Below are 20,000 nucleotides of genomic sequence, written 5' to 3'. Positions count from 1 at the left end.
CACGCGGGGTCATTTATCGCCCAATGCGGAGTCTTTTTCGGGCGTTAAGTGACCCCGCGTTGCAGTTTGCTGTAGATGAACGACGGCGGCCGGTCACCTTCGCGGAGAAGGTAACCGGCCGCCGTCGTACTCAGTTCACAGACCGTGGCGCGCTTAGCGGACCGGGTAGTCACGCTCCGGCTCGCCGATGTACAGCTGGCGCGGGCGGCCGATCTTGGTGTTCGGGTCGGTGATCATTTCACGCCACTGCGCGATCCAGCCCGGCAGGCGGCCGATGGCGAACAGCACGGTGAACATCTTCTCCGGGAAGCCCATGGCCTTGTAGATCAGGCCGGTGTAGAAGTCCACGTTGGGGTAGAGCTTGCGCTGGATGAAGTAGTCATCGTTCAGGGCCTTCTCTTCCAGGCGGAGGGCGATCTCCAGCAGCTCGTCGTTACCGCCGAGCTTGGTCAGGATCTCGTGTGCCGTGTCCTTGACGATCCTGGCCCGCGGATCGTAGTTCTTGTAGACGCGGTGTCCGAAGCCCATGAGGCGGACGCCGTCCTCCTTGTTCTTGACCTTCTCCATGTAGTCCTCGGGCTTGGTGCCGTCGGCCTGGATCTGGCGGAGCATCTTGAGCACTGCTTCGTTGGCGCCGCCGTGGGCGGGGCCGAAGAGGGCGTTGATGCCGGCCGACACCGAAGCGAAGAGGTTGGCGTTGGAGGAGCCAACCAGGCGCACGGTGGAGGTGGAGCAGTTCTGTTCGTGGTCCGCGTGCAGGATCAGCAGCAGGTCCAGCGCCTTGGCGATGACCGGGTCCACTTCATACTGTTCGGCCGGCAGGCCGAAGCTCAGGCGCATGAAGTTCTCCACGAGGTTATGGGAGTTGTCCGGGTACAGCATGGGCTGGCCGATGGACTTCTTGTGCGCGTACGCGGCAATGACCGGCATCTTGGCCATGAGGCGGATGGTGGAGAGTTCCACCTGCTCGGCGTTGAACGGGTCCAGGGAGTCCTGGTAGAAGGTGGACAGCGCGGACACGGCCGAGGACAGCACCGGCATGGGGTGCGCGTCGCGGGGGAAGCCGCTGAAGAATCCCTTGAGCTCTTCGTGCAGCAGGGTGTGGCGGCGGATCTTCTGGTCGAATGCTTCCAGCTCCGTGGCGGTGGGCAGGTTGCCGTAGATCAGCAGGTAGGAGACCTCGAGGAAGCTGGAGTGCTGCGCCAGCTGCTCGATGGGGTATCCGCGGTACCGCAGGATGCCCGCATCGCCATCAATGTAGGTAATAGCGGAGGTGGTTGCTGCCGTGTTCATGAAGCCGGGGTCAAAGGTGACTGCGCCCGTCTGCTTGAGCAGCTTGGAAACGTCGTATCCTTCGTTTCCTTCAACAACTTTGATGCGCGGGAGCTTGAGCTCGCCTCCTGCATGGTGCAGGGTTGCGCTGTTGGTCTCAGTCATGGAGTCCCCTTCATGAGGCGCTTGGGCCTCTGTCGAAAGCTTGATCCAACCGGTGAGCCGTGGCACTGTCCCTGTTCATCCAGGAAATCCAACACCCGGGCTGCCTTCTTGTAGAAAGCCACCATTGATAGTCACTTAAAGAGTACCGCCCGATGGTCGGGTGGCACTAATCGGCGGCCGTCAAAATCCCCCCAAAACGCCGCCTTTGTGGCGCGAGTCACATGATTGTTACCGCCCCGGGGCCAGCCGGGCCACGGCCGCGTCGATGCGTTCGTCGGTACCGGTGAGCGCCACCCGCACAAAACCGGTGCCGGCGTCGCCGTAAAACACACCCGGACCCACCACGATGCCCAGGTCCGCGAGGCGGCCCACCGTGTCCCAGGTGTCTTCCCCCGCCGTGGACCACAGGTACAACCCGGCGTCGGAATACTTGATCTCCAGGCCAAACTGCTGCAGGGCGGGCACCAGCCGTTCGCGCCGGCCGCGGTAGAGATCCTTTTGGGCCTGGACATGCGAATCGTCACCCAGGGCAACGCGCATGGCTTCCTGTACCGGGTAGGGCACGATCATGCCGGCATGCTTGCGGCTGTTGACGAGATTCGCCATGATGGCGGGATCCCCGGCCACAAAAGCCGCCCGGTAGCCGGCAACGTTGGACTGCTTGCTCAACGAATACACCGCAAGGAGCCCATCGTGGGAGCCGCCGGCGACGCGCGGATCCAGGACGCTGGGAACAGGTTCCCCGCCGCGCTGGGCATCCCATGAGCCCCACCCGAGCTCGGCATAGCATTCATCGGAGGCCACCACGGCACCCAGTTCCCGGGCCTGGGACACCAAGGCCTTCAGCGACTCGACGTCCCGGACGCTTCCGGTGGGATTCCCCGGGGAGTTGACCCAGATGAGGCGCACCCTGGCGCGGGTGGCGGCGTCGAGCTCATCCAGAGTGTCAGTGGCTACGGAGGTGACCCCCGCGAGCGTAGCGCCGATGTCATAGGTGGGGTACGCAACCTTGGGGCGGACCACAACGTCGCCCGGGTTCAGTCCAAGCAGGAGCGGCAGCCACGCCACCAGTTCCTTGGACCCGACCGTGGGCATGACGTTCTTCGGGTCCAGTCCTGCAACGCCGCGGCGGCGGTGGAACCACGCCGCGATCGCTTCACGCAGCCCGGCGGTGCCGTGCACGGTGGGGTACCCGGGAGCGTCAGCGGCGGCTTTGAGCGCCTCGCGGATCAGCACGGGCGTCGGGTCCACCGGCGTGCCAATGGAGAGATTGACGGCCCCGCCGGGATGCTCGGAAGCCTTGGCGAGGTAGGGCGCCATGGCCTCCCACGGGTAATCGGGCAGGCTCAGGCCAAAAGTATTCACCGCTGATGTCACCGGGACGGCCCGGCTCAGGCGTCTTGGTTCTGCGGCGGCAGGGCGGCAACCATCGGGTGGTCCTTGCCCGTGTTGCCGATCTTCGCGGCCCCGCCGGGAGACCCGAGGTCATCGAAGAATTCGACGTTGGCCTTGTAGTAATCGGCCCATTCCTCGGGAGTGTCGTCCTCATAGTAGATGGCCTCCACCGGGCACACAGGCTCGCAGGCACCACAATCGACGCACTCATCGGGGTGGATGTACAGCGAACGCTCACCCTCGTAGATGCAGTCGACCGGGCACTCCTCAATACATGCCTTGTCTTTGACATCTACACACGGCTGCGCGATTACGTACGTCACGTCCCTTGCCTCTCCACGTTGGTTCCGGCCACCGCCGGCACTTGAATCCGGTGCAATCTCCGGACTATTGACTACTGAGCTTATTATCTCCCGGCCGGTTCCCGCGAACCTAGCGGACCGCCTTAGTATGAACTGGTGAGTCCCGCCCAGCCTACGCCCCGTGAATTCCTGGCCGCGGCCACGCCCGGAACCAGGGTGGTGGTGCGGTACCGGATCGACGGCGGGCTGACGGACGCGCTGGGGCACCTAGTGACCACGGACGACGGCGAGTGCACCGTCCGGACGCGGCAGGCCGACGTCGTGATCCCCCTGCACCTCGTGGTCGCCGCGAAAGCGGTCCCGCCCGCCCCTGAGCGGCGCGCGTCCCGCGCCCGCCACTGACTTCCGGCATTCACTCCCCGGACCGGCATCCGGGCAAAAGAAAAGCTGCCGGTACGACGGCGGTTTCCCGCCTGCCGTACCGGCAGCTTCAACAAACTCGGTTAGGACTTGGCGCGTGCGCGGCTGGCCTTGGCGCGTTCGTTGGCGTCCAGGATGAGCTTCCGGATCCGGATGGAGTCCGGGGTCACCTCAACGCACTCGTCTTCGCGGGCGAATTCGAGGGACTCCTCGAGGGTCAGGTTGCGCGGCGGGGTCATGTTCTCGAAGGTGTCCGAGGACGCTGCACGCATGTTGGTGAGCTGCTTTTCCCTGGTGATGTTCACGTCCATGTCATCGGCGCGTGAGTTCTCGCCAACGATCATGCCTTCGTAGACCTCGGAGGTGGGCTGCACGAAGAATGACATGCGTTCCTGGAGCTTGATCATCGCGAACGGGGTGACCACGCCAGAGCGGTCAGCCACGATCGAACCGTTGGTGCGGTACTCGATGGGGCCGGCCCACGGCTCGTAGCCCTCGGCGATGGAGGAAGCAATGCCGGCACCGCGGGTGTCGGTGAGGAATTTGGTGCGGAAGCCGATCAGGCCACGGGCCGGAACGATGAACTCCATGCGGCACCAGCCGGTGCCGTGGTTGGCCATGTTGGTCATGCGGCCCTTGCGGGCTGCCATCAGCTGGGTGACGGCACCGAGGTACTCTTCCGGTACGTCAATGGTCATGTGTTCCATCGGCTCGTGGATCTTGCCGTCGACGGTCTTCGTGACAACCTGCGGCTTGCCGACGGTCAGTTCGAAGCCTTCACGGCGCATCTGCTCAACCAGGATGGCAAGCGCGAGCTCGCCACGGCCCTGGACTTCCCAGGCGTCCGGGCGCTCGGTGGGGAGAACCTTGAGGGAGACGTTACCGATCAGTTCCTTGTCGAGGCGGTCCTTGACCTGGCGGGCGGTGACCTTGGCGCCCTTGACCTTGCCGGCCAGCGGCGAGGTGTTGATACCGATGGTCATCGAGATGGCCGGGTCGTCAACGGTGATCAGCGGCAGCGGCTGCGGGTTGTCGACGTCGGTGAGGGTCTCGCCGATGGTGATTTCCTCAATACCGGCGACGGCGACGATTTCGCCCGGGCCCGCGGACTCGGCCGGAACGCGGTCGAGGGCCTTGGTGGCCAGCAGTTCGGTGATCTTGACGTTCTTGAGCTCGCCGTTGGCGCGGGCCCAGGCAACGGTCTGGCCCTTGCGGAGCGTTCCGTTGTAGATGCGGAGCAGGGCGAGGCGGCCCAGGAACGGGGAGGCGTCAAGGTTGGTCACGTGTGCCTGGAGCACGCCATTCGGGTTGTACGTCGGCGCCGGGATGTGCTCGATGATGGCCTTGAACAGCGGCTCGAGGTTCTCGCTGTCCGGGGCGGACCCGTCGGCGGGCTGCACGAGGGAGGCGCGGCCTACCTTGGCGGCTGCGTAGACAACGGGGACGTTAAGGATCTTGTCGAGGTCCAGGTCCGGAACTTCATCCGCAAGGTCAGAGGCGAGGCCCAGGAGGAGGTCCATGGACTCGTGGACGACTTCGTCGATGCGGGAGTCGGGGCGGTCCGTTTTGTTGACGAGCAGGATGACCGGAAGGTGCGCGGCCAGGGCCTTGCGGAGCACGAAACGGGTCTGGGGCAGCGGGCCCTCGGACGCGTCAACCAGGAGGACAACGCCGTCCACCATGGACAGGCCGCGCTCCACCTCGCCGCCGAAGTCGGCGTGGCCGGGGGTGTCGATCACGTTGATGGTGATGGTTTCACCATTGGAGGACGGTCCGTTGTAGGCCACCGTGGTGTTCTTGGCCAGGATGGTGATGCCCTTTTCGCGTTCCAGGTCACCGGAGTCCATCACACGGTCTTCGAGGTGGTTGTGTTCGGCAAAGGAGTTGGTCTGCTTGAGCATGGCATCGACCAGGGTGGTCTTGCCGTGGTCAACGTGGGCCACGATCGCGACGTTACGCAGGTCACTGCGTGATGCAGTGGCTACCGCAGTGTTGGTGGTGGTTTCAGACATGCGTTATTGCTCGATTCAGTGTGAGTCAGCTGTTGTTTCGCCGCATTTCCAACCGGAGTCCACGACGGATTGGCCCATTAACACAGGGCGCCTTCCATTATTCTAAACGCTGCAGCCTAAGGCGCCTAAAAATCGACCAAGGGCCCAATACCGGTGGACCGGGGTGATCTCTACCAGTCACCGTCTGACAGTGCTCAAAGTCACTGGATTTTTGTGACTTGATGCCCCATTATTGCTGTGATACTTCAAGCCCGGAGAACCACTGATGCCTCAAGCCTCGGCTCTGACCCGCTTAGTCGCATCGGGAATCGCTGCCGGCGTCCTCCTCTGCAGCTGCGGGCAGCCACCTTCACCCCCCGCTTCCTCCGCTGTGTCCACGGTACCGGCTCCGACGGCAACCGCCGGTGGGCCCATCGCGGCCGGCGGGCCTGTCGCCGCCGGCGGGCCTGTCGCCGCCGCGAAGGGGCCTGCCCCCGCCGGGGCTGCTCTTGCCGCAGGGCCCGGCGCCGCGGGCGGTGCCGCCAGTGGATACATTCCACGCGGGGCTGATCCGGAAGCGCTTCCGCCCGGTACGGTAATCCGCAATCCTGCCAGCGGGCGCGACGAAGTTGCTGTCCCGGACCTGAGGCACACCGCCCTCCTCATCGGTGACTCACAATCCGAACCCGCCGACGGCTGGCCCCGGCTTGGCCTGGCCGCTGTTGGCTACAAGGTCCACTTTTGCGGCCTGGGCGGAACCGGCTTTGTGGCTGCCAATGGCAAGACGGGCAACTACATTGATGCCCTGGAGCGGGGCGACTGGAAGCTGCCTTATGGAACCCCGGCCCTGATTGTCATCCAGGGGGGCGGCAATGATGCAGCCCGTGGCGCTACCGACGCGCAGATCGTGGCCAATGCGGACCGCCTGATCGGCGCCCTCAAGAACCGGTATCCGGGCACCCGGCTCGCGATAATCGGCACTTTGGCCCGCGGATCGAACTACGGGGGCGGGCGCAGGACACAGATAGATGCGCTCCTGGGGGCACTGGCAGCCAGACACGGCCTACCGTTTGTGAGCGTGGGTGACTGGCTGACCAAGTACAACCTCACGAAGGACCTGGCGGATGCCGTGCACATGAACGCCGCCGGCCGAAAGACGCTGGGCACGCTGCTCGGCGACAAGCTTCGGAAACTCAACCTCCAGCTGTAGGCGTTAAAAGCAGGAGCCGGCGTCCTTCCGGACACCGGCTCCTGCTTTTGTGGCTGCTGCCGTTTAGGCCACTGTCCTTTAGGCCACTTCCGGCGGAAGCATCAGCTTCGCACCGGGAATGGCGTTGAGCAGTGCCTTGGTGTAATCCTGCTGGGGCGATTCGAAGACGTCATCCGTGGAACCCGTTTCCACCAGCTTCCCCTTCTCCATCACGCACACGTGGTCAGCTATCTGCCGGACCACTGCGAGGTCGTGGGTTATGAAGAGATAGGTGAGCCCCAGGTTGGCCTGCAGGTCGGCCAGGAGGTTCAGTACCTGGGCCTGGACCAGAACGTCCAAAGCCGACACGGCTTCGTCGCAAATGATTACTTCCGGGTCCAGGGCGAGGGCCCGGGCGATGGCAATGCGCTGGCGCTGCCCCCCGGAGAGCTCGTTCGGGTACCGCTGCATGGTCGACTGCGGCAAGGCCACCTGGTCCAGGAGTTCGCGGACCTTTTTTTCACGGCTCGCGGCGTCCCCTATCTTGTGTACCCGGAGCGGCTCCTCGATGGTCCTGAAGATGTTGTACATCGGGTCCAGCGAACCGTAGGGGTCCTGGAAGATCGGCTGCACCCGGCGGCGGAACTTGAACAGTTCCTTTGCCTTGAGCAAGGAGGTGTCCACGCCGTCGAAGAGGATCCTGCCCTCGGTGGGCTTTTCCAGCTGCAGGACCATTCTGGCCACTGTGGACTTGCCTGAGCCGGACTCCCCCACAATTGCAGTGGTGGTTCCCCGCTTCACGTCGAAGCTCACGCCGTCCACGGCGGCGAAGTCCGTGGACTTCCCCAGGCCGCTGCGGAGTTTGTAGACCCTGCGCAGGTCCTGGATCTGCAGGACGTTGTCCGCGGCCACTGCCTCAGCGGCGGACGCCAGCAGGTCTGACGCCTGCACACCCTGCTCCTTGGCGACCTGGATGCGCCGGCTTGCCAAGGAAGGGGCGGATTCGACCAGGCGCTTGGTGTAGGGGTGCTGCGGGTTGCGGAGCAGCTCCAGTGAGGGACCTGCCTCCACAACCTGTCCCCGGTACATCACCACCACCTTGTCGGCCCGCTCGGCGGCCAGTCCCAGATCGTGCGTGATAAGCAGGACGGCCGTGCCGAGCTCGGACGTCATGGTTTCCAGGTGGTCCAGGATCTGCCGCTGGACGGTGACGTCCAGGGCAGACGTGGGCTCATCCGCTATCAGCAGTCGTGGCTGACAGGACAATCCGATGGCGATCAGCGCACGCTGGCGCATGCCGCCGGAGAACTCGTGCGGGTACTGGTTGGCCCGGCGGTGGGCGTCCGGCAGGCCCGCCTCGGACAGCACCTTGGCGATGTCATCCGGGCCGCTGGGCCGTCCGTTGGCCCTCAGGGTTTCCTTGACCTGGTAGCCGATCTTCCAGACCGGGTTCAGGTTGGACATGGGGTCCTGCGGGACCATGCCGATCGTATTGCCGCGCAGTTCGATCATCCGTTTTTCGGAGGCATGCGCAATGTCCTCCCCGTCAAGGAGGATTTGCCCGCCGGACACCGCACCGTTGGTGGGCAGGAGGCCGATGGCGGCCAGCGCCGTCGTGGATTTACCGGAGCCTGATTCGCCCACGATGGCCACGGTCTCACCGGGCATGATGGTCAGGTGCGCGTTGCGGACCGCCTGGACGTCACCGCCGCCGGTCTTGAATGTAATGGCCAGGTCGCGGATTTCCAGCAACGGCTTTACGCCGGTGGGGACGGCCTCGTCGATGTTGATTTCTGGAGTAAGCATCTCTTTGTCTCTCATCGCTGACGGCTCTTCGGATCAAGCGCATCCCGGACGGCATCTCCGAGCATGATGAAGCTCAACACGGTAATGGACAGGGCCGCCGCCGGGTAGAGCATGATCTGCGGATGGGTGCGGATGGATGCCTGGGCACCCGCAATGTCATTGCCCCAGGACATGATGCCCTGCGGGAGGCCGATGCCCAGGAAGGACAGGGTGGCTTCGGCCACAATGAAAACGCCCAGTTCCAGGGTGGCCAGGACAATGATCGGTGCCAGCGCGTTCGGCAGGACGTGCCGGACCAGGGCCCCGAACCTTGAAACGCCCAACGAGCGGGCCGCGGTCACGAAGTCCGCGTTGCGCACCTCGATCACGGCTCCGCGGGTGATGCGTGCCATTTGTGGCCACGCCAGCAGGGAGATGACAAACACCACCGTCCAAACGCTCCGGTTTTCCCTGAACAGCGGGAGCTGGGTGATGACCAGGGCACCCAGGATCAGGGGAAGCGCGAAGAAGATGTCACCGAGGCGGGCCAGGACCGCGTCAACCCAGCCGCCGTAGTAGCCGGCGATCGCACCGATGGTTACACCGATGACAAGGACGCACAAGACGGAAAGCACACCCACCGAGAGGGAGGCCTGGGTGCCGTGGATGACGCGGGAGTAGATGTCACAGCCCTGGAAGGTGAAGCCGAACGGGTGGCCCGCAGTGGGACCGCCTTCCGAGTTCGCCAGTTCGCAACCGTCGTTTGGCGCAACGGAGGAGAAGAGTCCGGGGAACAGCGCCACGACCACCAGTGCCAGGATCAGGAGCGAGGAGATGATGAACAACGGCCGGCGGCGGAGTTTGCGCCATGCGTCCGACCACAGGCTCAGCGGTGCCTGGTCGGTTTTGACGGCGTCCGTTGCAAGCAACGGCGTCTCGTCGATGGGCGCCACAAAGTGGCTGTTATTACTGGTCATAACGGATCCTCGGGTCTAGCCAGGCATACAGGAGATCAACGAGCAGGTTGGCCACCACAAAGACCAGCACCAGGACGCTGACGATGGAGACGATGGTTGGCCCTTCGCTGCGCAGTACGGCTTGATAGAGCTTGTTGCCCACACCGGGGACGTTGAAGATGCCCTCCGTCACGATGGCACCGCCCATCAGGCCGCCGAGGTTGGCGCCGAGGTAGGTCACCACCGGTATCAAGGAGTTGCGCAGGATGTGGGCAATCACAACCCGCGGCCGGGACAGGCCCTTTGCGGTGGCTGTCCGGACGTAGTCGGCGTTCATGTTTTCGCTGACCGAGGCGCGGGTCAGGCGGAGCACGTAGGCAAATGACACCAGGCCCAGGACCACCGCGGGGAGCAGCAGGCTGCCCCAGTCCGCGTTGGCGCCGACCGTGGGTTTGGCCCAGCCGAGCTGGACACCGAAAACCAGTTGGAAGACAAAGCCGAGGACAAAGGTGGGCACAGCGATGACGACGAGGGAAGCCACCAGGACGGTGGAGTCGAACCAGCCGCCGCGGCGGAGGCCGGCGAAAACACCGAAGGCAACGCCGAAGATGGCCTGGATGGCAAGCGCCTCGACGGCGAGCATGGCCGTCACGGGAAAGACCCGTGCCAGGCTCGCCGCAATGGGCTGACCGGTGAAGTCATTACCCAGGTTGAAGGTGAAAAGGTTCTTCAGGAACAGGCCGTACTGGACCCAGAAGGGCTGGTCGAGGTGGTACTGGCTGCGGAGGGTATCAATGACGGCCTGCGGGGGCTGGCGGTCACCGAAGAGCGCGGCGATGGGGTCGCCGGGAAGGGCGAAGACCATGTAGTAGACCAGGAGCGTGGTGCCGATGAAGACGGGGATCACTTGGAGGAGCCGACGCAGGATAAAGCGGACCACCGGATCACCAGCCTTCGGGGAAAGAAGTGGGGGGTTTCATGTGTGCCTTCCTGCCGTACAGGACAATGGGGGCCCGGCTGATGCCGGACCCCCATTTGCCTGACGGCAAGTTTAGATCCTGGAGACTACTTGGCCGTGATGTTGTAGTAGAGAATGCCGCCATTCCAGCCGGTCTCGGCCTTCGTAACGTTGTTGCTCCACACGATCGGCCGTGCCTGGTCCCACAGGGGCAGACCCGGGAGGTCCTGGAAGAGGATTTCCTGTGCCTGGTTGAACTTGGCGTTCGCCTCATCGGTGGTCTTGGCGGCGAGGCCCTCCTTGAGCAGCTTGTCGAACTCGGGGTTCGAGTACTTCTCGTAGTTGGAGGATGCTCCCGTGGCCCAGACCGGTCCGAGGAAGTTGTACAGCGACGGGTAGTCGCCCTGCCAGCCGGCGCGGCTCAGGCCGGGGAGCTGCTGGGACTTGCGGAGGTTCAGGACTTCGGCGAACTTGGCGAACGGCTGGATTTCAGCCTGAATGCCGAGGTTGTTCTTGAAGCCGTTGGCTACAGCGTCGATCCATTCCTTGTTGCCGCCATCAGTGTTGGAGGCAATCTGGAGCGGCTTGGAGCCGTCGTAGGGCTGGATCTTGTCGGCCTGGGCCCACAGGTCCTTGGCCTTGGCAGCGTCAAACTTAAGGACTTCGCTGCCCTTGAGGTCGGCCTTGAAACCATCGATGACCGGCGGGGCGAAGGCCTTGGCCGGGGTGCGCGTTCCGTTGAAGACCACCTTCGCGATTTCCTCGCGGTTGATGGCGTAGGACAGCGCCTGGCGGCGCAGCTTGCCGGCTTCACCCTGGAAGTTCGGGTTGTAGCCCGGGATGTTCAGCGTGGAGTCGGTGGCTACGGGCTTGGTGGAGTTGCGGTCCGGGAAGTCCGAGGTGTACGTCTTCAGCGCGTTGGAAGGCAGAACATCGGTGACGTCGAGGTTGTCGGACTGCAGGTCCGTGTATGCGGGGCCCGGATCGGTGTAGAACTTGAAGGTCACGCCGCCGTTCTTGGATCCGCGGGGGCCTTCGTAGTCAGCGTTCTTGACGAGCGAGATGGACTGATCGTGGACCCAGGCACCGGCTTTTTCGAGCTTGTACGGTCCGTTGCCAACAGGGTTCTCGCCGTAGGTCTTGGGGTCGGTCAGGGCTGCCGAGGGCAGCGGGTAGAAGGCCGAGTAACCCAGACGCAGGGACCAGTCAGCTTCAGGCTGGGCCAGCTTGACCGTGATGGTCGAATCGTCGGTGGCCGTCAGGCCGGACATGGTCTCGGCCTTCGGGGCCGGAGTGGTGGTGGTCTTGCCGTCCGCCGCCTTTTCCGTGTTTACGGCGGAGACATCCTCATAGCCGGCGATGGACTCGAAGAAGAAGCCGTTGTTCTGCAGGTTCTTGGAGTTCGCTGCGAAGTTCCAGGAGTCCACAAACGTCTTCGCGGTGATGGCTTCACCGTTGGTGAACTTGTGGCCCTTCTTGACCTTGATGGTCCAGTTCTGGGCGTCACTTGACTCAATGGATTCTGCCAGGGCGTTAACCGGCTTGCCATCGGCGTCGTAGCTGCGGAGGCCTTCGAAGAGCAGTTCGACGACCCTGCCGCCATAAACTTCGTTCGTGTTGGCCGGCAGCAATGGGTTCTGGGGTTCGTTGCTGTAGGCGGTGATGACCTTGTTGGGATCACCGGCAGATTGGCTGGCACCGTCATTGCTGCCGCCTCCAGCGCCGCAGCCGGTCAGGGCTAAGGCAGCGATCGCCACCATGCCGAGTGCTTTGGAAGTGCGCGTGAAACGCATTCCGCCTCCTATGAGTTGTGGGAGATGTTCAGGGGATCGTTTGCTCCCCGGCAGGCCGGCCCCAGATTTAAACTGTGACGCAGCCCATGTACGAGTAGCCTAACCGCACAAAGTCCAAATACTGGTACACCGTTGCCAAACCGTAATCAGTTAATCGCCGATAACTAGCCTGCACCCGGAAGTTGCGCAAGTCACATGCTACTCGTTGGTAGGACCGACGGCGAAATCGGCTGTGCATGCCGGGTCCGTCCGGACTTGGGCACGCCTGGGCAGGACTATTTCAGGCGCCAGTCCCACACGTTCCACCAGACGCCCAGCGGGCCGGAGCTGGGCACAATGCCGGTGACACGGTTGCTGTAGGCGACCATTCCGGTGGTTTGGTAAAGCGGCAGGCCATAGGCGTTTTGCCAGATCCGTTTGTCCACGTTGGCCAGGAGTTCGTCCTGTTTTGCCAGGTCCGTGGTGGCAGCCAGTTCCTCCATGGTTTTGTCCGCTTCAGCGTCGGAGAACCCGGTGAAGTTGCTGCCTGCGCCGGTCTTGAAGATCTGGGGGACGCGGCTGACACCGACGCCGGGTCCGATCCACCCCAGGATGGCGGCGTCGTACGCCCCCTTGCTCAGGGCGGCCACCCAATCAGAACTTCCGAGGCCGGCGTCTTCGACGGTGAACCCGGCAGCCCTGGCCGAATCTCGAATCAGGGCAAAGGCCCGTGCACGGTTGGGATTGTCCTTGTTGTACAGGATCCGGATTGTCGGGGCCGCCCCGCGGAGCTGCGCGGCCGCACCCTGGATATCCACTTTTGCGTAGTCAGCGGATCCGTTGTTCTTGACAGTGTCGGCGTACTTGGGATGGTCCGGAAGGAACACGTGCGAATCCAGCGGCTTGGCATCATCCACCGGGCCGCCCACCACGTCTTTGACGATTTCCTGCCGCGGAACGGTCTTGAGGAACGCCTCACGGACACTCTTCTCCGCGAACGGGCCGGAGAACTTCAGATCGAGGTGGTCATAGCCGGACTGGTTGTACCTCTCCACGGTGTTTCCCTGGGCGGCCAGCCCATCGAAGAGTCCTTCGGTCCCGGCAGAGGGCTGAGGGGCAATGATGTCTGCCTGGCCGGCGCGGAGGGCCGCGGCGGCGGCACCGGCAGCCCCGGTAAAGCGCACGGTGATCTCATCCAGGTAAGGTTCAGCACCCCAGACGTAGTCCTTGTTCCGCACCAGAGTGACAGAGGTGTCCGGAACCATGTCCCGGACAATGTACGGGCCGCTTGAGAGGTACATCGCTGGGTCAGGGGGCAGCGCCTTGGTGTCGAAGCCGGTGTTCCAGAAATCGCTGACACGCTTAAGCCGGGTGTTCACCGCGGGGCGGTCGGTGTCTCCGCGGGGCGAGTCCTTGAGCAGCGCGATGAGGTCGCCTTCGTCGTTCAGGCCGCTCTTGGCGGCGACCACGTGGGCCGGAAGGCCGACGTCGAACGCCACCTCCCAGTCCGCGTACGGCGACAGGTACTCGAGGGTGATCGAACGGCCGTCGCTGCCGATCTCCGGGAATGCGGTGCCCGCCAGGCCGGTCCTGTCAGCAGCGGCGGAGAAGTAGGTGGTGCCGGTCCCGGCCTTCGCGTCGTCGAAGTAGCCTGAGTCCGCGGCCCATGCCAGCAGGAGGTCACCGGCATCTATGGGGTCGCCGTCGGACCATTTCACACCCTCGTTGACGGTGTATTTGACCTTTAGCGGCCTGTCGGACACCTTCTCGTAGCGGCCGAACTTCTCGTTGCGGACAACCTTTTCGTTGTTGTCCACGTAGTAGAACCCGGAGTGGGTGATCTGGCCGATCTTGGTGTTGATGTCGGTATTGCCTGCGGCACTGAACGGGTTGAAGGACGTGAACGCGTTCACCTCGGCCACCGTGACGCTGCCGCCGCGTTTGGTCTCTCCCACGACCACGGGCGGGGCTCCCCCGGAGGCGGAACATCCTGAGATGACCAGCACCGCGGCAACGGCCCCCGTTATGACCTGCATCAAACGCCTCAGCGGCATGCCGCCTCCTTTGCCAGTTCCGGACGTTGAAGCGGAACGTATTTTCTTGCCACACGCCGTTAAGTCACTTTGTTTTCATTGAATTCTAACGGTTCCGGGAGCCCGCCCAGGAGCGGGTCTGCCGCCCCGCATATGATGAGGATCAGTCCCCCTGCCGATCCCGAAGGACGCCGATGCCCCAGTCTTCACACCCGCTGCGCAAGCTTGGTTTCCTGACGATCGGGCTTTTCGATCCGGCGAACCCGGCCGCGGGCCACGAATCCACGTTGCAGGTCATCGAACTGGGTGAGCGGCTCGGGTTCGACAGCGCCTGGCTGCGCCACCGCCACCTGCAATTCGGCATCTCCTCCCCCATTGCCGTCATGGCTGCGGCGAGCCAGCGCACCTCCCGGATCGAGCTTGGAACTGCAGTAACCCCGATGGGGTGGGAAAACCCCTTGCGGCTGGCGGAGGACCTGGCCACCGTGGACGTGCTCGCCGGCGGACGAATCAATCCGGGTCTGAGCGTGGGTGAACCCATGCACTTCGAGACGGTGAAGCACGAACTGTATCCCCATACCGCCGATCTGGAGGACTTCAGCTATGCGCGGGTGGAGCGGCTGGCGCGTTTGATTGCCGGTGAACCGGTCCGGGAATTCTCCGGCAAACAGGGTGTTGTCGAGGAGTTCTCCAACCGTGTGGAACCGCACTCCGCCGGCCTGCGTGAACGGCTCTGGTATGGGGCGGCAAGCAGGAAATCGGCGGTGTGGGCCGGGGCCAACGGTTTCAATCTGCTCTCCAGCAGCGTGATCTTCCCCGACCCGGATGAGGAGCCGGCCTTTGCCCGAATCCAGCAGTCCCAGATCCGTGCGTACCGTGAAGCCGCCGCCGCGTCAGCGCAGCCGCACGGCCCGGCCCGGGTCTCGCAAGGCCTGGTGGTGATCCCCACTGATTCGGCCTCGCCGGGGCAGCGCGAAAAATACCAGCGCTACGTCGGGGAGCGGACGCCCCGGACCCTGACGCCCCAGGGGCCACGAGGGATGCTGTTTGCCGCCGACCTTCTGGGCACCAGCGATCAGATCGCCGAGCAGCTATACGCACACGAGGGGTTCCAGGAGGTCGACGAGGTGGCCTTCGCGCTGCCTTTCAGCTTCGACCACGAGGACTATGTCCAGATCCTTACCGACATCGCCACCACCTTGGGTCCGGCGTTGGGGTGGTCCCCGACTGTGTAGGCGTTGCCCGACTGCCCGCGGCCGCTGCAAGCCCCGTGAAGAGGCCATGGAGAGCATCATCCGATCATGTAGACCATGCCGCGTCCGTCAGCAGCAAGGTTCGCCATAAAGGTTCGCGCTTGCCGAAGGTAGCTCACGACAAAGTTGAACTCACCATCAAGGTCGCTACCGACGGAATGCGATTCCCGACGGCGCAGCTCCAAATCCTCGTCGGTGAAATTTTCCAGGTCACTGGCGACAGCCACCACCTCGGGTGGGGTGAATGTCCGAACCCAAGGCTGCCAGCCCATGTCGTTCATGACCACTGCGCCTTGGAACATCCGATAGGCAGGGCGGGCGATCACGTCTGGTTCCGCTGGTGCAGTGAGGCACTGCAAATGCCGCCATTTGTCGAGGCATGGCCGGACGGCGGGCTGCACATAACCGCGGGATTCGGGTATGTGGATAACCATTGCGCTTCCTTGGCATCAAGGGTTCAGCACCCTCCTGAGGGCAGGGTGCAGCGCACAGCCAAGAATCCGGGAATCGCTCAATAACAGGACCTTGGCCGAGCCTAGAAGGCGGTGCTGGGTAGATCCTTCTCGCCATCGACGATCGCAGTGATAATCCGCGCTGCAACCACGTCCGGATCCAGCCCCGCTCCGAATCGCGGCGCTGACCCGGCGATTGGATGCTCGGAGAGCGCCGTACGAGTGTGACCTGGGCGGGCGTCCAGGATTCGGATGCCCGCGCGGCGATACTCGCGCGCCGCTGCGACGACGAAGGACGCAAGCCCAGCCTTCGACGCCGAGTAGGCCGCCAGACCAGCCACGGGTGCCTCGGCAACGACGCCGCTCAGTGTGACCACAAAAGGCTCCCGGCCCTCACGTGCCGAGGCCGCGAGGTAGGGCTGGCTCTGGGTAATGAGCTGGATCGGACTGATGGTGTTCACCGCGAAGAGTTCGTCCACCGTGGCGGGTTCAAGGTCGGATGCGGCGCCGAAGGCGACGACCCCGGACGCAACCACTAGCCCGTCGAGACGTCCGTACTGCGCATTTGTGCCATCCAGCACCTCCTGGATCACGGAGGGTTCGCGCAGATCGTACCCAGCAGACTTTGACGACCGGGCGACGATAGCGCCGGCACTCTCCAGCTGAGCGGCTATGCGCGAACCGAGTCCGCCAGTGGCGCCGACCACCAGAACAACCGCACCCTGAAGAGTCGTCATGGGTAGATCCTAGGTCACGCGCTGCAGGCAACCCCGCGCGGCTCGGTTTCCAGAGGCTGGACGGATGCGGTACTCCCCACGCAACGAAGCGCTATCGTGGGCCCATGGCCAAAATTCAAGGACTCAAGGACCTGCTGACTGCGCTGAATGCCGGGGAGACGATCCCCGGCGGTTCGCCGCACCACGAGGCTATGCTGGCCGCGAGTCAGGAGTCGCTGCGCGTCACCGCCACTCTCAACGGGCGCTACAACTCCCCCGCTGAGGTAAGGACCCTGATGAGTGAACTGATCGGGAGCCAAGTCCCCGATTCCTTGCAACTCTTCCCACCGTTCAGCGCTGACTTTGGCAAGAACATTAGTTTCGGTGAGGATGTGTTCGTCAACAGCGGCTGCCGGTTCCAGGACCAAGGCGGCATCGACATCGGCGATGGATCCCTCATCGGCCACAACGCCGTGATCACAACGTTGAACCATGACATGTTGCCGAGCAGGCGGGCCGATATGCACCCGGCCCGCGTTGTAATCGGCCGGGGCGTGTGGTTTGGGGCCAACGTGACAGTATTGCCGGGCGTGAGCATTGGCGATGGGGCAGTCGTCGGCGCGGGTGCGGTCGTCACCAAGGACGTCCCAGCCGGGGCAGTGGTCGTCGGCGTGCCAGCGAAGCAGGTCGGCACGGTGCCGGAGGGATGATTCCGTGCACTGGGCCGGGACGATTACGGAGACATAAACGACGCAGCTCAGTCGACTTCAAATGACTGAGCTGCGTTGTTGTACTGCCAAAGCGAAACGTTAGACGTTAAACCGGAACTCCACCACGTCGCCGTCGGCCATCACGTACTCTTTGCCTTCGATCCGGACCTTGCCGCGGGACTTGGCTTCGGCCATGGACCCGGCCTCGATGAGGTCATCGAACGAAACCACTTCAGCCTTGATGAAACCGCGCTGGAAGTCGGAATGGATCACGCCGGCTGCCTGCGGGGCCGTATCACCCTGGTGGATGGTCCAGGCCCGGGTTTCCTTGGGGCCAGCCGTCAGGTAGGTCTGCAGGCCGAGGGTGTGGAAGCCGACGCGGGCCAGCTGGTCCAGGCCGGACTCATCCTGCCCGTTCATCTCCAGCATCTCGCGGGCCTCTTCTTCGTCCAGCTCCACGAGGTCGGACTCGAGCTTGGCGTCGAGGAAAATTGCGTCCGCCGGTGCAACCAGGGAGCGGAGCTCGTCCTGCTTTTCCGGGCTGCCCAGGATGCCTTCGTCTGCGTTGAAGACGTAGATGAAGGGCTTGGCGGTCAGGAGGCTGAGCTCCTTGAGGTGCTCCATCTCCAGTTTGTCGCTGGTGATCGAGGAGAAGATGGTGTCCCCGCGTTCCAGGACCGCCTGGGCCGCCTTAATGGCTGCGAGCTCGGCTGCGTCCCGCTTCTTGATCTTGACTTCTTTTTCGATCCGCGGAATGGCGTTTTCGATCGTCTGAAGGTCAGCCAGGATCAGCTCCGTGTTGATGGTCTCCATGTCCGAGCGGGGATCCACCTTGCCGTCCACGTGGATGACATCCGGGTCATCGAACACGCGGACCACCTGGGCGATTGCCTCCGCCTCGCGGATGTTGGCCAGGAACTTGTTGCCCAGGCCTTCGCCCTCGGACGCGCCCTTGACGATACCGGCAATGTCCACGAAGGACACCGGCGCGGGCAGCAGCCGCTGGGAGCCGAAGATCTCCGCGAGCTGCTTGAGCCGGGGATCCGGCAGGTTCACGACACCCACGTTCGGTTCGATGGTGGCGAACGGATAGTTCGCCGCCAGCACCTGGTTGCGGGTCAGTGCGTTGAAAAGGGTTGATTTGCCGACGTTGGGCAGTCCGACGATGCCAATAGTAAGAGCCACGAGTATTGATTCTACCGGTTGCGGCACATCTCGGCCCCGGCAGGGCCGAACGCGCCGGGAACCGGCGCGGACGGCGAGCGGAATACGTCGCTTCCGGAAAATGTCAGAGGGCCATGCCACAGTGAGGCTATGGATGCTTTAGCCGTGATTCTTGCCCTGTTGATGCTGTTACTCGGTGCCGTTGCCGGCGCCGTTGCCGCCTACCTGCTCCTGCGTCGGCGTACGCAGGCGCTGGAAGAAGACTTCGACGCCGTCTCCGCGCGCCTTTCCGAGGTCAACGCGCAGTTCGCAGCGGCCGACGCCGAGCGGCGGCTTCTGAGCGTACAGAACCGTGAGCTGGGTGAGTCCCGCAGCCAGGACGGCAACGTCCTCCGTGCGCTGGCCCCGGTGGCGGAAAAGCTGACCGCCGTGCAGCAGCAGGTGGCTCTCCTGGAGCGGGACCGCCTCGAACAGTACGGTCAGCTGGCTCAGCAGCTGCAGGAAGCCCGGCTGTCCGATGCCCAGTTGATCCGTTCCACGCATGCCCTCGAGTCGGCGCTCCGTTCAAACAGTGCCCGCGGCCAGTGGGGCGAAGTGCAGCTGCGCCGTGTGGTGGAGGCCTCGGGGATGCTCAAGCACGTCGACTTCCTGGAGCAGGTGCACAGCGCAGGGGGCGACTCGACCATCAGGCCGGACCTGGTGGTGCAGCTTCCAGGCGAAAAGCAGCTTGTGGTGGACGCCAAGGTGCCGCTGTCCTCATATCTTGAAGCGCAGGAGCTGGGGTCCGGATCCGCTTTGGAGCCGTCCGCGGCCAACGCCCGCGGAACGCAGGGTACCGTTTCCCAGCAGGCGCTGCTCGCCGCCCATGCCAAGGCCCTGCGCGCCCACGTGGACGCGCTCAGCAGCAAAAAGTACTGGGACATCCCCGGCAACTCCCCCGAGCTGGTGATCTGCTTCCTGCCGGCGGAATCGATTCTGGCGGCAGCGCTCACCGCGGACGCAACGCTCCTGGACCATGCCTTGTCCCGGAACGTGGTGCTCGCCTCACCAAGCACGCTTTTGGCCGTGCTGAAATCGGTGGCCTTCACCTGGCGCCAGGATGTGCTGACGGACAACGCCCGCGAACTTTTCGATCTTGCCCGCCAGCTCTACGAACGCATGGGAACCCTGGGCGACAACGTCGGAAAGCTCGGGTCCTCACTGAAATCTTCCGTGGACCGCTATAACTCCCTGATCGGCACCCTGGAGGCCCGCATCCTGCCCACGGCACGGAAACTCAATGCGATGGATGAGTCAGGGCTGCTGACCCCGCCGGCGTTGGAAGTCACGCCACGGTCGCTGGCCGCCCCGGAACTTCAGCAGGACGACGAGGCAGCCTAAAACAGAAGCCGGAGTACGGCAGCCACGCTTGGCCTCCCGATTACCGGGAGGCCAAGCGCCGGCCTGGCTGTTGGGGCCCCGTCAGTT

Annotated in this window: 17 protein-coding genes; 5 read left to right on the top strand and 12 right to left on the bottom strand. The window is 63.8% G+C overall.

From position 1 onward, the window contains the following. Positions 1 to 153 precede the first annotated feature (153 nt). The 3 genes from PY310_RS01430 to fdxA all read right to left on the bottom strand — a co-directional run bounded on the left by PY310_RS01430 (position 154) and on the right by fdxA (position 3,155). Entirely contained in the window at positions 154 to 1,437 is a 1,284-nt protein-coding gene (locus PY310_RS01430) for a citrate synthase (RefSeq protein ID WP_275212360.1), read from the bottom strand. Between the two features lie 228 nt (positions 1,438 to 1,665). Next, positions 1,666 to 2,814 carry a succinyldiaminopimelate transaminase gene (dapC, locus tag PY310_RS01425; RefSeq protein ID WP_275212359.1) on the bottom strand — a complete coding sequence of 383 codons (1,149 nt, stop codon included), beginning with the start codon at positions 2,812 to 2,814 and terminating at the stop codon, positions 1,666 to 1,668. A gap of 14 nt (positions 2,815 to 2,828) precedes the next feature. Next, positions 2,829 to 3,155, bottom strand: a complete 327-nt coding sequence (gene fdxA, locus PY310_RS01420) for a ferredoxin (protein ID WP_275212358.1) — start codon at positions 3,153 to 3,155, stop codon at positions 2,829 to 2,831. A 135-nt stretch (positions 3,156 to 3,290) separates the two neighbouring features. On the opposite strand from fdxA, the gene PY310_RS01415 reads away from it, so the two are divergent. Next, a complete protein-coding gene (locus PY310_RS01415; protein WP_275212357.1) occupies positions 3,291 to 3,536 on the top strand; it encodes a putative acetyltransferase in 246 nt (81 codons plus the stop codon). 101 nt (positions 3,537 to 3,637) lie between these two features. Here PY310_RS01415 and typA read toward each other — a convergent pair whose 3' ends face one another. Then, entirely contained in the window at positions 3,638 to 5,566 is a 1,929-nt protein-coding gene (gene typA, locus PY310_RS01410) for a translational GTPase TypA (protein ID WP_275212356.1), read from the bottom strand. Between the two features lie 370 nt (positions 5,567 to 5,936). Between typA and PY310_RS01405 the strand changes: the two genes are divergently transcribed. Further along, complete coding sequence (locus PY310_RS01405) at positions 5,937 to 6,755, top strand: SGNH/GDSL hydrolase family protein (RefSeq protein WP_342755727.1); 819 nt, start codon at positions 5,937 to 5,939, stop codon at positions 6,753 to 6,755. Positions 6,756 to 6,833: 78 nt separating this feature from the next. On the opposite strand, the gene PY310_RS01400 is transcribed toward PY310_RS01405, so the two are convergent. The 5 genes from PY310_RS01400 to PY310_RS01380 all read right to left on the bottom strand — a co-directional run bounded on the left by PY310_RS01400 (position 6,834) and on the right by PY310_RS01380 (position 14,259). Continuing rightward, positions 6,834 to 8,540 carry an ABC transporter ATP-binding protein gene (locus PY310_RS01400; RefSeq protein ID WP_275212354.1) on the bottom strand — a complete coding sequence of 569 codons (1,707 nt, stop codon included), beginning with the start codon at positions 8,538 to 8,540 and terminating at the stop codon, positions 6,834 to 6,836. Positions 8,541 to 8,551: 11 nt separating this feature from the next. Further along, the gene (locus tag PY310_RS01395) at positions 8,552 to 9,496 is read right to left on the bottom strand and encodes an ABC transporter permease (protein ID WP_275212353.1); all 945 of its coding nucleotides are present in this window, start codon (positions 9,494 to 9,496) and stop codon (positions 8,552 to 8,554) included. Continuing rightward, positions 9,486 to 10,415, bottom strand: a complete 930-nt coding sequence (locus tag PY310_RS01390; RefSeq protein ID WP_275212352.1) for an ABC transporter permease — start codon at positions 10,413 to 10,415, stop codon at positions 9,486 to 9,488. The genes PY310_RS01395 and PY310_RS01390 overlap by 11 nt, the downstream gene beginning before the upstream one ends. A 125-nt stretch (positions 10,416 to 10,540) precedes the next feature. Beyond that, the gene (locus PY310_RS01385) at positions 10,541 to 12,226 is read right to left on the bottom strand and encodes a peptide ABC transporter substrate-binding protein (protein ID WP_275212351.1); all 1,686 of its coding nucleotides are present in this window, start codon (positions 12,224 to 12,226) and stop codon (positions 10,541 to 10,543) included. A 275-nt stretch (positions 12,227 to 12,501) separates the two neighbouring features. Beyond that, the gene (locus PY310_RS01380) at positions 12,502 to 14,259 is read right to left on the bottom strand and encodes an ABC transporter family substrate-binding protein (RefSeq protein WP_275212350.1); all 1,758 of its coding nucleotides are present in this window, start codon (positions 14,257 to 14,259) and stop codon (positions 12,502 to 12,504) included. 173 nt (positions 14,260 to 14,432) lie between these two features. Here PY310_RS01380 and PY310_RS01375 point away from each other — a divergent pair, with 173 nt between their 5' ends. Then, positions 14,433 to 15,473 (top strand): LLM class flavin-dependent oxidoreductase, encoded by a 1,041-nt coding sequence (locus tag PY310_RS01375; protein ID WP_275212349.1) that lies wholly within the window; start codon positions 14,433 to 14,435, stop codon positions 15,471 to 15,473. Positions 15,474 to 15,529: 56 nt separating this feature from the next. Here PY310_RS01375 and PY310_RS01370 read toward each other — a convergent pair whose 3' ends face one another. Further along, positions 15,530 to 15,925 (bottom strand): hypothetical protein, encoded by a 396-nt coding sequence (locus PY310_RS01370; RefSeq protein ID WP_275212348.1) that lies wholly within the window; start codon positions 15,923 to 15,925, stop codon positions 15,530 to 15,532. A 101-nt stretch (positions 15,926 to 16,026) separates the two neighbouring features. Further along, complete coding sequence (locus PY310_RS01365) at positions 16,027 to 16,680, bottom strand: SDR family NAD(P)-dependent oxidoreductase (protein ID WP_275212347.1); 654 nt, start codon at positions 16,678 to 16,680, stop codon at positions 16,027 to 16,029. A 104-nt stretch (positions 16,681 to 16,784) separates the two neighbouring features. Here PY310_RS01365 and PY310_RS01360 point away from each other — a divergent pair, with 104 nt between their 5' ends. After that, entirely contained in the window at positions 16,785 to 17,369 is a 585-nt protein-coding gene (locus PY310_RS01360) for a DapH/DapD/GlmU-related protein (RefSeq protein ID WP_275212346.1), read from the top strand. Positions 17,370 to 17,468: 99 nt separating this feature from the next. Here the strand turns inward: PY310_RS01360 and ychF are convergent, their stop codons facing one another. Further along, on the bottom strand, positions 17,469 to 18,554 hold the full coding sequence (gene ychF / locus PY310_RS01355; protein ID WP_275212345.1) for a redox-regulated ATPase YchF: 1,086 nt from the start codon (positions 18,552 to 18,554) through the stop codon (positions 17,469 to 17,471). Between the two features lie 129 nt (positions 18,555 to 18,683). On the opposite strand from ychF, the gene PY310_RS01350 reads away from it, so the two are divergent. Then, positions 18,684 to 19,913 carry a DNA recombination protein RmuC gene (locus tag PY310_RS01350; RefSeq protein WP_275212344.1) on the top strand — a complete coding sequence of 410 codons (1,230 nt, stop codon included), beginning with the start codon at positions 18,684 to 18,686 and terminating at the stop codon, positions 19,911 to 19,913. Positions 19,914 to 20,000: the final 87 nt, after the last annotated feature.

It is taken from the genome of Pseudarthrobacter naphthalenicus, assembly GCF_029076445.1.
Classification (GTDB): Bacteria; Actinomycetota; Actinomycetes; order Actinomycetales; family Micrococcaceae; genus Arthrobacter; species Arthrobacter naphthalenicus.
The sequence above is the reverse complement of the archived record's forward strand: the minus strand, read 5'-3'. Positions and strand labels throughout refer to the sequence as shown.